Here is a 14,130-nt window from a genome sequence, read left to right on the forward strand (position 1 = left end):
CACCGCGGATCGTTCTCCGCTAGGTTCAGGTATCTTGGCAACCTATGTGTGGAATCAGCGGCGCGTGGCAAGCTCATGAACCAGGGATGAGGGAAGCCCTGATGGAGTCGCTTACCGCGATGATTCACCGGGGCCCCGACGCCGAGGGGATGCATATCGAGCCGGGTGTGGCCCTCGGTATCCGCCGCCTCGCCATTATCGATGTTGCAAGCGGCCAGCAGCCCATCTGGAACGAGACCAACGACGTTGGCGTCGTGTTCAACGGCGAGATCTACAACTACGTCGAGCTGTTGCAGGAGTGCCGAGATAGGGGTCACTCGGTTAGGACACGGTCGGACACCGAGGCCATCGTCCACCTGTACGAGGAGGACCCGGAAGGCTTCGTAGGGCGCCTCCGTGGGATGTTCGCCATCGCCATCTTCGACAGGCGCCGGCAACGGCTCGTTCTCGCGCGCGACCGCTTCGGGAAGAAACCTCTCCACTACGCGCTTACGCCAGGCAACGGACTGCTCTTCGCCTCAGAGCTGAAGGGGCTGCTCCCTCTGTTGAGGTCACAAGGTCTGCGGCCGGAGATCGACCCGCAGGCGATCTACGACTTCCTCTCACTTGGTTCCATCCCCCAGCCATCGACCGTCTACGCGGGTGTCGCAGCGGTTCCGCCTGGCCACCTCCTCATCGCAGATCGCGACGGCCATAAGCTGAAGTCCTACTGGCAGCCGGTGTTCGGACCCAAGTTCAGTGGCACTTACGAAGAAGCACAAGCGGCCGTGCGTCGGCAGATAGAGGATGCGGTGCGCATACGGCTCCGCAGCGATGTGCCCCTCGGTTGCTTTCTCTCCGCCGGAGTCGACAGCAGCATCGTCACTTATGAAGCAGCCAAGCTCGTCGGTGACCAGCTCCAGACCTTCACGGTGAGTTCCGAGGACCCGGACCTCGATGAGTCGGGCGTCGCAAGCCGCACAGCCAAGCAGCTTGGGGTGAATAACACCGTCTTACATCTCGACATCGACCCGGTCCGCGACCTCGGCATCCTCGTCAAGGCGTACGACCAGCCGTTCGCCGACGCAAGCGCCATTCCGAGCCTGGAAGTATCACGCGCGGCGCGTGAGCAAGTGACCGTCGTGCTCAACGGGGATGGTGGAGACGAGCTCTTTGGAGGTTATCGGCGCCATGTGGCAATCGAGACCATGGCCGGTTTCGCTTGGCTCCCGCGCCCGCTCACCGCCGGTCTTTCCGCCCTCTTGGCACCGGAAAAGCGGTCCCGGCGTTCGCCGTTAGGACTGGTGGGGCGGATGCTCCGGGGCCTTGCGCTCCCACCCGAGGAGCGCTATCTCGTGTTCACGTCGGACATGCTGCTGGACGCCGACAAGCGCGAGACCTGGCATGGCGAGGCGCGAGCCACCGAGAACCTCGTTCTCGACAAACTAGACCGCCACCTCGGCGCCCTCGACATGCAAACGAACGCCGAGCTCCACCTGAACCTCCTAAGTAGCTTGCTGGTGAAGATGGATATAGCTACCTCAGCGAACTCGCTCGAAGGCCGGTCTCCTCTCCTCGACAACGAGCTCGCAGACTTCGTTTTCACCCTGCCGCCCAACTTCCGTGTTAGGAATCGCCGTCCGAAGGCCATACTTCGTGACGCGTACGCAGACGTCCTCTCCCAGGAAGTGGTCCGGGGCAAGAAGCGCGGGTTCGAGGTGCCACTGGCCAACTGGTTAGAAGGTTCCTGGCGTCAGCTCCTCAATGACACTCTTGGCGCTAGTGACGCCCGCACACTGGGCTTTGTCGACAGGTCGCTCATTCTGCGAGTGCTCGACCCGAACTCCTTCGGCGACCGCAACAAGGCCTACATCAGTTATGCGTTTCTGGTGCTCGAGTTATGGCTCAGGAACGTGAAGCCATGAAGGTCATGGTCGTGGGCAACATCGTCCAGTCGTTGGTCAACTTCAGAGGGCCCCTACTTCACGCGATGGTGGAACTCGGCCACGAGGTAGTGGCCGTGGCTCCGGAGGAGGACCTCCACTACGAGGAGGAGCTTAGCCGCCTGGGCGTCAAGTACCGCTGGGTGCCACTCGACCGGGCAGGCTTCAACCCAGCCTCGGATCTACGCTTCATGTGCGCCCTGCGGCGGCTGATGATCGAGGAACGGCCTGACGTCTTCCTCGGGTATACGATCAAGCCGGTCATCTACGGGAATCTTGGGGCTCGCCTCGCCGGCGTGCCCGCCCGTGGCGCCCTGATCACGGGCCTTGGCTATGCCTTCGGCGACGACGGACTGAAGCAGCGGCTGGTCGGCCTTGTCGCGAGCGTGCTTTACGCTTTGGCCCTGGCAGGGGCGAGAGTGGTCTTCTTCCAGAACCCTGACGACCGCGGCGAGTTCATACGCCGGCGCCTCGTCGATCCGTCACTGGCCACCGTCGTGGCTGGGTCCGGCGTGGATCTGGACCGGTTCACGAGCAGCGAGCCTCCACCCCCACCGCCTGTCTTCCTTTTGATCGCGCGGCTGATTAGGGAGAAGGGCATCGAGGAGTTCGTCGAAGCAGCGCGAGACCTGAAGGAGCGCTATCCGGAAGCACGCTTCCAGCTGCTCGGTCCGACGGACAAGAACCCGACAGCCGTCTCACCATCGTGGATAGACGAGCAGCAGCGTGCAGGCGTGATCGAGTACATGGGAGTGACGAATGACGTTCGACCCTTCCTCCACGCCGCCTCGGTTTTCGTCCTTCCTTCTTACCGTGAAGGCACCCCGCGCACGGTCCTGGAGGCGCTCGCCACCGGACGACCCATAGTCACGACCGACGCTCCCGGGTGCCGCGAGACCGTGGTGGACGGCGTCAACGGCTTCCTCGTCATACCTAGGGATGTCCGGTCGCTGACGGAAGCGATGGAGAAGTTCATTCTCGACCCAGAACTCGTACCCAGGATGGGCCTCGCGGGCCTCGAACTAGCGCGCACCAGGTACGACGTGAGGTTCGTGAACGCAGACATGCTACATCACCTGGGGCTGCAGCCAAAGGGCTGACGGCCGTTCTGGTCCAACTGCCGTCATGCTCGGGAAGCGCAGCATTCCTCGCTCAAGAGAGGGAACTTTGTTGTGACGTCCATCATCATGCCACCTTCCGGCATGTAGATATCATGAGCCGCAGCTAGCCGTACGAAACCGGCTTCAGGGGCTGGATCGGCGCCCGTTATTGGCGCAAGGATGCAGCCCGCGGTTCGTGGCGACAGAAAGGCTTTTCGATGAGCACAGTTCTCACTCCGCCCAACATCGATTGGGCCCCATGGCCCACATTCAACGAAGAACAGGTTCAAGCCGTAGCAGACGTTCTTCGGTCCGGACGCGTCAACCAGTGGACCGGCTCCGAGGTCCGAGAGTTCGAGAAGGACTACGCCTCCTACCTTGGGCGTGCGCACGCCGTTGCCGTCATGAACGGCACGGCCGCTCTTGAACTCGCACTGAAGGCCTTGGGTGTAGGTGCGGGTGACGAGGTCATCACCACCCCGAGGACCTTCATCGCCTCCGCCAGTTCCGCGGTGCTGCAGGGGGCCACTCCGGTCTTCGCGGACGTCGACCGCGACAGCGGCAACATAACGGCCGACACCATCGAGAAAGTGATCACGCCAAGGACGAAGGCGATCATCGTGGTGCACTTGGGCGGGTGGCCGGCCGACATGGACGCCATCATGCGCCTCGCCAGGGCCAACGGGATCCTGGTTATCGAGGACTGCGCGCAGGCCCATGGCGCAAGCCACAAGGGCCGGCCGGTCGGATCGTTCGGCGACGCTGCGGCGTTCTCCTTCTGCCAGGACAAGATCATCACCACTGGCGGCGAGGGGGGCATGGTAGCGCTCGATGACGAGGCGGCGTGGAACGTGGCCTGGTCCTACAAGGACCACGGGAAGAGCTACGACGCCGTCTTTCATAGGGAGCATGCGCCCGGATTCCGCTGGCTGCACGAGAGCTTCGGCACTAACTGGCGGATGACCGAGATCCAGGCAGTGCTCGGGCGACTCCAACTACGCGACCTCCCCGAGACCCTTAGGGTGCGCAACGAGAACGCGAAGATCCTACGCGAAGCGCTAGCGGAACAGCCGGCGCTCCGTATCCCCGCGGTCGAGCCGCCGGACATCCATGCCTATTACAAGTTCTACGTTTACGTGGTGCCTGAGGCTTTGAAGGACGACTGGAGCAGGGACCGGGTACAGGTCGAGTTGAATGCTACCGGCGTGCCCGTGACCTCAGGCAGTTGCAGTGAGATCTACAACGAGGTCGCGTTCACTGCGCTGAACATGAATCCCGCTGAACCCTTACCCTTTGCCAAGGAACTTGGAGAGACATCGCTGATGTTCCAGGTCCACCCCGGGCTTGCGGAAGCCTCGTTGCGGCAGGCGGCAGACGCGGTAAACGACGTGTTGGCGCGAGCCACTCGCTGAGCTATAGCGGTGCGTGTGGGCTATGCTAGTACCTTCATGGATGTCAGCTCCTTAAGTGACGGTGGGTCGATGGCCCCGTGACCGAACAACAGGTTGTAAAGATCTCGTTCAGAGAAGCGTTCCACTTCTTGGTTCGTGGCTTCCTTCCGGCCCTGGCCGTGGCCGTGGCAGCAGGTCTGTTGGCCTACTTCGCGACCCGTGACCCAGTGCCGATCTACCGCTCGACCGCAATCCTCCTTGCAACTCGCCCGGCGACCGGCTACTCGGGCTCGGTCAACATCCTCGAGCCCACCCAGGTCGATCCGGACGTTTACCGCTCGGCAATCGTCCAGGGCGGCCTATTGGAGGCGGCGCTGGCCAACGTGTTCGGTGAGACGCCGTCTATTCAACAGTTGACGGAATGGCGGCGGCGCGTCCGGGTCCGAGTCGACGAGAACCTCATCTCCGGCCTGGTCCGTATCGAGGTTGACGACAAGGACCCGGAAGTTGCCGCCCACGTCGCGAATGCACTGTCGGACTCCCTCCTGGCATGGGATCGGGACAGGGTAACCAGGAACCTACAAGCCACGGCAACGGCCCTGAGTCGTTCGGTCGCGTTGCTAGGGGCGCAGATCGCCACCGCGGAGCAGGCGGGTGACGACGCAACGGCCCAGGTGTTGAAGGCAACGAGGGATCAGCGTCTAGGTCAGTTGAGGGCAGCAGACGCCCTCAACCTCTCGGCCGTCGTGCTGGGGCTCCTCGAACCCTTCAAGTCCGCAGTCGTCGAGCCCGATCCCGTGAACGACAAGGCCCTCTTCATGACGGTGATCGCCTTCGCACTATTCTTCGTCCTCTCCTACGTCGTCATGTTCTTCGCCGGGATCACCGATCCGAGGATCAGGAACACGGATGATCTGACGAAGGCCACGGGCATCGAACCCATGACCACACTCCCCGACGAGAGGCGGGGGCCTGCGTTCCTCGAGGCCCTGGCACGCTTGGCGCTACCGCTGCCGACGACGGCGGCGCTTACCGCCCCCACAAGTGGCACCTCCCCTGCTGCGGGACAGGTAATCGTAGTGACGTCACCCACCACCGTCCGTGAGCGCTCCTTGTTGGCGAGGCATCTGGCCATGGCATACGCGAGGGCGGGATGGCGCGTCTTGCTGGTGGACGCGGATCTGAAAGAAGGTTTCATCTCGGCCTCGCTGTCGGCTGCGCCGCTGACGACGTCGTTGGTCGAGCTCCTGCGAGGCGTCGAAGACGCCGGCCCGGGCTCCATTGCGAACGGCTCGGGCACGCATTTCGATCTGATCCCTGCCGGTACGGTGCCGATCGACGGAGGCGCACTGTTGTTGGGCCGCAGGATCTCGTGGCTCATCGGCCGGTGGCGCTCGAAGTACGACGTGGTGGTCATCGACTCCACGGCGCTAGCGGCGTCTGCAGGGACCCTATCAATGGCCCGCGACGCAGATGCCGTAGTACTGGTGGCCAAAGCGAACAGCACGCGAATCGCGGCAGCGCAGGAAGCGGTCAGAGAACTCAAGCGCGCCGGGTCCAGCTTCATCGGAACCGTCCTGGCCGGAGTGGGCGCCCCGCTGCGAGGCTCGAAGGCGCCGAGACGGGGGGCCATGACTGCCAGCCCCGACATGAAGTCGACGCAAGTGACTCATGCGGCTCGCGCCAAGGTCGTGCAGCGGCCGAGGCGCGGAGCTTAAGTCCTGGTCGTTCACCTTCCGAAACTGGTCCAAGGACAACGTGGGCTAGACAACCTGGGCTAGACAACCTGGGCTAACTGCCGTATGAGGCCAGCTTGTGGAAGAAGCGGCGGTCGATGATCAGCAGGCACAGGGCATACAAGGTGACGCCGATGGCTACCTGAGCGAGAAGGGCGAGCGGACCCCGCCAGCCGCTGATCAGCACGAGGCCGGCTCCCATGGCCGCGGCAGCCAGGAAGATCGGGAAGGCCTCCTTGTCGGGTAGCGGCACCACGAACTCTCTACGGCCGAACCCCCAGGAGAGCAGCATTGCCACGAGTTGAGCCGCCAACGTGGCGTACACCGCCCCCAGAATGCCCACCCTGGGAATCAGCAACACGTTCAAGCCAACGTTGAGCGACGCGGTGATGATCACGATCCAAACCTGAATGATCGTGCTCCCGCTCAGTTGGAAGGACAGGTCGAGGTAGAAGGACTTCAGCCCGGCGACGAGTGCAGCGATGGCGATTCCAGGAATGATGACGGCCGCGGCGGCTCTGAACTCCGCGCCTACCATCACCGCCGCGATGTTCTGTGCAAGGATCGAGAGGCCGATGGCCGCCGGCAACCCGATGACCAACAATAAACGCAGCGTCCAGCGCAACATCTGTTGCGCGGCTGCCGAGCCTTCCTTCTCGAACGCCGACACTATCAGGGGATAGGCCGCCAGGTTGACGATGGTGAGCAGCATGCCGAGCGTGAACTGCGCAAGGTCGTAACCCACGGCGTACTGCCCAGCGGCCGCTTGGTCGATGAAGCCGGCAAGCATGAACCGATCGGAGCTGCTGATCACGAACGCGAGGGCGCCCGTTGCCGCCAAAGGCAGACCGTAGCGCGCGAGCTGCCGAGCGAGTTCAGGGTCGAACCTTTTCCGTGCGGCCGCCAGCCATTCTGTTGCGCCACCAAGGGCTATCAGGGGGAACAGCATCGAAGCTATCAGACCGATAAGTAGCCCGATTGCGCCCATGCCGGCCGCAGCGAGGCCGGCGCCTATCAGGAGACCGATGAGCGCCTTGGAACCGGAATAGAAGCCGTAGCGCATGGGCGAAAGCACGGATCTCTCACGTTCCGTGGTGATCTCGAATGCTCCTTGCACCACGAATATGCCGGCCCCGAGAAGGACGAGCTGCCGCGTGAAATCGTTAGCGATGAACAACCAGGCCGAGGCTATGGTCAGGGCGCTCACGCCTAGAGCGAGCGCCAAGTACATGCGAAACAAAGTCGCTAGGGTGGTCGTGGCGTCGTTGCCGGCCTTGGGCAGGAAGCGAAGTAGAGTCAGGCGCAACCAACGTAGGAGTACAGCGTCAGCAGCGCCAACCGCAGCGATCGTAAGGGTGTAAGCGCCGTACTGATCCGGATTGAGCAACCGAGTGTAGATGGCTATGGCCAAGAAGTTGAGGACCCCTGGCAAGCCCCGCGCCACCAGGTAATGAACGCCGTGACGAAGGAGCATGCCGCACAGCCTACTACTCGGTCCCGCACTGACGTCGCGCCAGCCCGGCCCCACAGCGGATCCTGAGGCTCAGGGTATTCTCTTGGCGTGGACGACGATTCGATGCGGCCGCTACGAGTGGCCCTGCTGCTGCCAAGCCTCACGGGAGGCGGAGCGGAGCGCGTGACTCTCAACCTGATCGAGGGGCTCGTCGAATTGGGCTGCGAAGTAGACCTGGTGCTTTTCACGGCAACCGGGGACTTGGTGGGCGCGGTTCCTGAAGGCGCTAATGTGGTGGATTTGCGGTGTGAGAGGGCGTTGCGTTCTCCGCTGCCCATTGCGCGCTACCTGAGAAAGCGTAGGCCGGCCGTGATGGTAGCGAACATGGGGCACACGAACCTGGTGGCGTTGCTTGCAAGGTCGCTAGCCCGCGTGCCTACGCGACTCGTGTTGACGGAACACTCGACCGTCTCAGCCACCGCGGCCGGCCTCAAAGACCGCGCCTACCGCCTCCTCGCAAAGATGGCCTATCCCTCCGCCGAGTCGATAGTGGCGGTGTCCAAGGGAGTTGCAGAGAGCCTCGTCGCCAACCTTGGGCTTGCCGAAGGCACCATTGACGTGATCTACAACCCCGTCCTCGCGAAACGTTACTGGCAGGCGCTCGAAGTTCCCGCAGAGCATCCGTGGTTTGGAGCGGACCAGCCGCCCGTGGTCTTGGGGGCCGGAAGGCTGGTGGCTCCGAAGGACTTTCCGACCCTCATCAAGGCTTTTGCCCGCGTACGTGAGACGCGCGAGGCGCGCCTCATGATCATAGGCGAGGGCCCGGAACGCTCAGCGCTCGAGTCACTGATTCGCGAACAGGGTCTGGGCGGTTCCGTGTTGCTCCCCGGGTTCGCCAGCAACCCGGTGGCGCTGATGGCCGGCGCCTCGGCCTTCGTACTTTCGTCCGTGCGCGAGGGATTGCCGACCGTGCTAATCGAGGCCCTGGCTTCGGGAGTTCCGGTGGTGTCCACAGACTGCGAGAGCGGGCCGCGCGAGATCCTGCAAGGGGGGCGCCTCGGGCGACTGGTTCCCGTAGGGGACATCGGGGCGCTCGCGACAGCCATCGCGGAAGCCCTGGACAGCGCCCATGAGAAGGTAGACCCCGAGTTCCTGGAAGTCTACACGCCGATCTCTGCCGCAAGACAATACCTTGATGCGGCCGGCTACCATGGGTAGCGTTACGCAACGTCTGGCTTTTCTCAGCGTATTGCTCTTCGTCCTGGTACTGCCGATCGAGAACGTGTTCGTACTGCCGACGGTAGGCAGTCTCAGTCGATTGATCGGGCTGGTGATGGTCGTAAGTGCCATACCCACGTTCCTGACGCGAGGTTCATTCGCTGTTCGGCGCCAAAGCCTCGTCGTCGTGCTCCTTGGCCTCTTCGTTCTGTGGACTTTCGCCAGCCTGCTTTGGAGCGTTGAAGCCTCGAGTACTCTCAACTATGCCTCTACGTTCACGCAGATTCTACTATTCGTCATCGTCATCTGGCAGGTGAGTACGTATCCTGCGGCTGTACAAGCCATTCAGCAGGCTTACGTCATAGGCTGCACACTGGCTGGGCTAGACGGGATCAGGAATTTCATCTTGGACAACGAGGCGGTCTTCCGGCGCTTCGCCGTTTCCAATACGGATCCAAACGACTACGCGCTCGCGCTCGCCCTAGGCATACCGATGGCATGGCAATTGTTCGCCACGGGCCGCGGCTGGTGGCGCTTCCTCAACCTCCTTTTCATACCTGTGGCCCTGGGAATGATAGTGCTTTCCGCGTCGCGCGGCGGAACCATCGCGGCCCTGGTCGCGCTACTGGTGGTGCCTCTGGGGCTAAGAACGCTAGACCGGTTCGGACGGCGCGCAGTCCTTAGCTTGGTGGTCGCCAGCGCTCTGGCCGTTCCCGTGTTCTGGAACGACATAGCAGCCGTCGTGGGCAGCAACATCGAGCGGATCGGCACGATCGGGACGGAGATTACCTCAGGAACCCTGAACGAAAGAGAGGTGCTCTGGGCGGCCGGCATGGAGGCCCTGTCGAGGCGGCCTATCATCGGCGTCGGGGGCGGTGCATTCCCGGCGGCCATCGAGAAAGTGTCCGGCCTGCGCTCGCCTGCCCACAACACGTTCATCTCCGTTGCTGTCGAGACCGGCACCGTCGGCTTCGTGCTTTTCGTCGCCATCCTCGCGGTGGCCATTACCCCGCACCTACGTGCCTTCAACGCGCGCTCGATGCCCAGTATCGTGCTGTTCGCTACTTTGCTGATTGGAATCGTTCCTCTGACCTGGGAGTTCCGGAAGCCGACATGGCTGGTCATCGCGCTTCTATTGTTGACGCGCGGCGTTCTGGTCGGTCGCTTCACCGCCCCCGGATCCGCTGCCGCCCCGGTTAGTGATGGCAGCGCCCAGGAAGTCGCGGTGGAGCGACGGCCCTGACTTGAACGTAGGCCAGTTGGGAAATCACGGATGGTCAGTGCCGGACGCGAATACGGGGGCGCGGAAAACGGTCCATGGACACCCACGTTCCCGCGGTTTTGGGGGAAACCCACCTTGCCACCCGGAGCGCGGGTCACGCCGGACTTCCGGAATGCTGACCAACTGCAGTGGCCAGGCCCGTGCAAGTCGGTCAGACCCACTACACTTGTGCTGTTTGTCACTTCTGGCTCCGCTCGACCTTCTGGCTGAGAGCACCCGGAGATGTTCGCGGATGAGATTTGTGGTGCTGCACGCAGGAAACGCTTAACCGTCGCGAGGATCGGAGCAGGCCCGCGCGCAGCCTTCGAAGACCGAGACCCGCAACCGAACCCTCACCTCCGGATTCTCACTCCCAGTAGATTGGCTTCTCATGATGGCTGGATAGGCTGGCCCCCAAGACTTGACCGAGAGGTCAGCTTGACGTCCTTGGCAGTGCTGAGGGCAAACAGCGTCTGATGGGCGCAAGGCGGCGATGAAACGCTGAATCCCGAGATGGGCATCATGGGAAGCGTGGAGCCAGTGATGCAACCGGCCCTAATTCGAAGATGGTTGCTTCGGTAAAATCAGGAGTTGATTCCGGTGAAGATTTCCCGAGTTTCGCGATTGGGGAATTCTAGCTCGAACACGGAGCAGCCAATACGTCGAGGTATCCCAATTTCACTAGTACTGTTGGCTGTCGCGTTCGTACTCGCTTCATGTACACAAGACTTGTCTGCGACAAACGGCCGTGGCGGCCTAGAAACTACGGCCTGGTCGTGGGTTGCCGTTGGTTATAGCGATGCAGAAATCGCCGGTGGCCAAGCGCCCATTCAGGTCCAAGCAACGAGCGAGGGCGCGGTAGAAGACATCTCGATCACCGCCTCTGGGCATGACATCTGGAACACGAGAGACGAGTTCGTCTACTACTACACCAAACTCGAGGCCGACGGCTCGCTATCGGTCAGGCTCAGCTCTTTCGATCCCGCCAACCCGTGGAGCAAAGCCGGCATCATGATACGGAAGAACCTGGAAGACGATGCTCCCAATGCACTGCTGCACATAAGCGGTTCAAATGGCTCAGTGCTTCAAACCAGAGATAGTAGTGGTGCGTCCACGAGGGTCGAGAACTCCAGTTCCGCGACGAAGCCTGGCTCATTCATGCGGCTCACCCGAGCTGGTGATGATCTCATCGCAGAACTGTCCACAGACGGAACGGCGTGGAGTGAACTGGGTCGCGTAACGCTGAACCTAGATGGGCCAGTACTGATAGGACTGGCTGTAACCGCCAACCCTGAGACTGAGGGTGAGTTGCCGAAGGTAAGAGCCGAGTTCTCTGACCTGGCTTACATGCCGGAGAAATCAGTGGCAGAGCCGAGCGATCCCACACCACCAACTCAACCTACGGAGCCCACCGAGCCCGCTCCTGCGCCCAGGCTTGAAGTGCCACAGGCCACCCTCTACGTGTCGCCATCGGGCTCGAGCAACAACTCGGGTAGGAGCGTTGACTCACCTCTCACGCTGGCAGCAGCAACCAGCATCGTTCGACCAGGCGACGTGGTCTACCTTCGGGGAGGCGTTTATCCGCTCAACCACTACTTCACTCGATCCGGAACGAGGACCGAACCAATAATCTGGGCCTCATATCCGGGTGAGTGGGCCATCTTCGATGGCTCGGGCCTAAGGCGTGGGTCGGCCAGTGACAGGGTATGGGTACGAGACGCATCGTGGAACGTGTTCGCGAACTTCGAAGTGAGGAACAGCCCTCAACAGGGCGTACTTGTTCAGGGCTCGAACGACAATCGGTTCTATGGCCTGATCACGCACGGCAACCATGGCTCGGGAATCCAGTTGATGAACTCCAGTCGCAACGTATTGGAGTACATCATCACTTACGATAACGTCGACGAGAAGAACCCCCGTGGAGAAGCCGGCGAGGACGCTGATGGCATCGGTATTTCGTCGGGGGACCGGAACATCATCCGCTATACGGTTACCTACTCCAACTCCGACGATGGCATAGACGCTTGGACGTCCACCAATACACTAATTGACAGCGTAATCAGCTTCGATAACGGTCGCCTAGCTGAAGGTGATGGTAACGGGTTCAAATTGGGCGGGCCCGTTTCGTCGAGCAACACCATCGTTCAACGCTCGATAGCGTTCAACAACAGGTCTCGGGGTTTCACGAGTAACGGCGGAAGCAACGTGCAAATGCTGAACAACACGGCATTTGGTAACGCCGGAGTGGCATTCCAAGGAGACAGGTCCACCACTTTGAGGAACAACCTGTCGGACACGACACGGTTAGATCTCGCTTCCGCCTCGTCGAGCCACAACAGTTGGGATATCGGCATTCGCAACCCCACGTTCGCAAGCACATCACCCTCGAATCCCGGATTCCTTGCCCTCGCCGAAAGTAGTCCGGCCAGGAATGCGGGCACCGATGTAGGGCTGCCCTTCTCAGGTTCAGCTCCAGACCTGGGTGCCCTTCAGTACCCCATGACGATTGCAGGGCTTGTGAACAACCCCTCCTTTGGAATGGCCGAACTGGCGGAAGTGATCTCCAACCTTAGGTAATTGCTCGAGCATTTGTGAGCGAGCCGGACGCCCGATCTCCGGCTCGCTCACAAACTTATCAGCCGCCGTCAAGGGCCAACTGGAGCGCGGTTCAAACCTAGTCAAGGGCACAGCAAGATTGAAGCAGGCACGATCTAGGAACTCGTTCTGAAACGCTAGCGGCGTGAGTGCCCGCATATGCGCTCCGATCTGGCTGCTGCTTGTCGGTGTTAGGCCTACTCCCCCTGGGCCCTAGCGAACTACGGTGGCGTCCGCTTCAGCTACGGGTAACATGATGCAAGACACCGGTTGCCCATTCAGGCGCATCAGCGGCGCCGACGACCATCCAGGAGTTCTTCGAACAACCCTTCCCAAACGTCCATCACCGCTTGGGGCTCGAAGGCGCTCTCCACGTACTCTCGAGCCGTCCTGGTCATCTCTGCTCTCTGCTCAGGTGAAAGCTGCATTAGTCGCCGCATTCCATCTGCAAGCGCTTCCTCGTCGTCAGGAACTACGACGACACCCGTTCGATCGTTCTCGATGATCTCAGTTACACCGCCTACTGAAGTTGCCACGACCGGCAAACCGGCCAGGCATGCCTCCAGTACTACGTTCGGCAGCCCCTCCCAGCGGGAGGCCAGTACTAGACCGTCCGACGCAGCCATCAGCTCTCCGATGTCCTTGCGATTGCCGAGAAATGAAACGCTGTCGTCCAGGTCCAGGGCCGACCTAAGCGCAAGTAGCTCACCTTCTTGAGAGCCGCTCCCTGCGATCGCCAAATGCACGTCCTTGCCCTCTTTCCTCAACCTGGCCAGAGCTTTCATGGCGACCTCGTTCGCCTTCTGCGGCTCCAACCTACCGACGGAGAGCCACAACCACGTCGAGCCCAAAGCCCTTCCAACGAGCTGGTCCCGTGACTTCACCTCGGACCCCGGCGCACTGAGCTCGACTGCGTTACGAATCACCTGCAGCCTCTCGGGCCGAACCACGCGCCGTTCCAGTAGCGCTTTAGCGGCAAGCTCAGAATTGGTGGTCGTCCTCGTGGCGAGTTTGTCCGTCATCGACATGAGCTTGTCGGCCAGCCAACCGCCGAACACGGCGTTCCGGATCGAGCTCACGACGACCGGTACGCCCGCCAGGCGCGCGGCCACGCGTCCGAGAACGTTGGAGTGGTACAAGAAAGTACACACGATATCTGGCCTGTGCCTCCGAAAGAGCCGTACGAGTTTCGGTAGGCTGCGTGGGTCATACCTACCACGGGGTATTCCCAGGCTATCAACCAGTATGTTCTTCTCGCTCAGGACGCCTCCATAGTCATTGAGGTCCATCAAGGTCACGATCCGGACGGTCCAGCCGCGATCGGCTAGGGCGACCGCGAGCCTGACCATTTGGGTCTCAGCACCACCCTTGAATAGGCTGATGATGACGAACGTGATGCGGGGTTTGAGGTTGTTCTCGATCACCGGAGGAATCGCCATGTGGGTTACATCTCT

Annotated in this window: 9 protein-coding genes; 7 read left to right on the top strand and 2 right to left on the bottom strand. The window is 61.6% G+C overall.

Going from position 1 to position 14,130, the window contains the following annotated elements; all coding sequences use genetic code 11:
• Window positions 1-44: 44 nt before the first annotated feature.
• The 4 genes from asnB (at window position 45) to ROY82_12225 (ending at window position 6,131) form a co-directional block, all read left to right on the top strand.
• Complete coding sequence (gene asnB, locus ROY82_12210) at window positions 45-1,904, top strand: asparagine synthase (glutamine-hydrolyzing) (GenBank protein ID MDT3683222.1); 1,860 nt, start codon at window positions 45-47, stop codon at window positions 1,902-1,904.
• Window positions 1,901-3,022: a glycosyltransferase family 4 protein gene (locus ROY82_12215; protein MDT3683223.1), complete on the top strand. Its 1,122-nt coding sequence runs from the start codon at window positions 1,901-1,903 to the stop codon at window positions 3,020-3,022. The genes asnB and ROY82_12215 overlap by 4 nt, the downstream gene beginning before the upstream one ends.
• A 218-nt stretch (window positions 3,023-3,240) precedes the next feature.
• On the top strand, window positions 3,241-4,434 hold the full coding sequence (locus tag ROY82_12220) for a DegT/DnrJ/EryC1/StrS aminotransferase family protein (protein MDT3683224.1): 1,194 nt from the start codon (window positions 3,241-3,243) through the stop codon (window positions 4,432-4,434).
• A gap of 77 nt (window positions 4,435-4,511) precedes the next feature.
• Window positions 4,512-6,131, top strand: coding sequence for a CpsD/CapB family tyrosine-protein kinase (locus ROY82_12225; protein ID MDT3683225.1), 1,620 nt, complete (start codon window positions 4,512-4,514; stop codon window positions 6,129-6,131).
• Window positions 6,132-6,204: 73 nt separating this feature from the next.
• Here the strand turns inward: ROY82_12225 and ROY82_12230 are convergent, their stop codons facing one another.
• A complete protein-coding gene (locus ROY82_12230) occupies window positions 6,205-7,623 on the bottom strand; it encodes an oligosaccharide flippase family protein (protein MDT3683226.1) in 1,419 nt (472 codons plus the stop codon).
• A 102-nt stretch (window positions 7,624-7,725) separates the two neighbouring features.
• Between ROY82_12230 and ROY82_12235 the strand changes: the two genes are divergently transcribed.
• The 3 genes from ROY82_12235 to ROY82_12245 all read left to right on the top strand — a co-directional run bounded on the left by ROY82_12235 (window position 7,726) and on the right by ROY82_12245 (window position 12,658).
• Entirely contained in the window at window positions 7,726-8,820 is a 1,095-nt protein-coding gene (locus ROY82_12235; protein MDT3683227.1) for a glycosyltransferase, read from the top strand.
• Entirely contained in the window at window positions 8,798-10,063 is a 1,266-nt protein-coding gene (locus ROY82_12240; protein ID MDT3683228.1) for an O-antigen ligase family protein, read from the top strand. Before ROY82_12235 ends, ROY82_12240 begins: the two co-directional genes overlap by 23 nt.
• Window positions 10,064-10,771: 708 nt before the next feature.
• Window positions 10,772-12,658, top strand: coding sequence for a right-handed parallel beta-helix repeat-containing protein (locus ROY82_12245; protein ID MDT3683229.1), 1,887 nt, complete (start codon window positions 10,772-10,774; stop codon window positions 12,656-12,658).
• Between the two features lie 305 nt (window positions 12,659-12,963).
• Here the strand turns inward: ROY82_12245 and ROY82_12250 are convergent, their stop codons facing one another.
• Window positions 12,964-14,100 carry a glycosyltransferase gene (locus ROY82_12250; GenBank protein MDT3683230.1) on the bottom strand — a complete coding sequence of 379 codons (1,137 nt, stop codon included), beginning with the start codon at window positions 14,098-14,100 and terminating at the stop codon, window positions 12,964-12,966.
• Window positions 14,101-14,130 lie beyond the last annotated feature (30 nt).

Origin of the sequence: Truepera sp., from assembly GCA_032027045.1 — a bacterium.
Taxonomy (GTDB): Bacteria; Deinococcota; Deinococci; order Deinococcales; family Trueperaceae; genus JAAYYF01.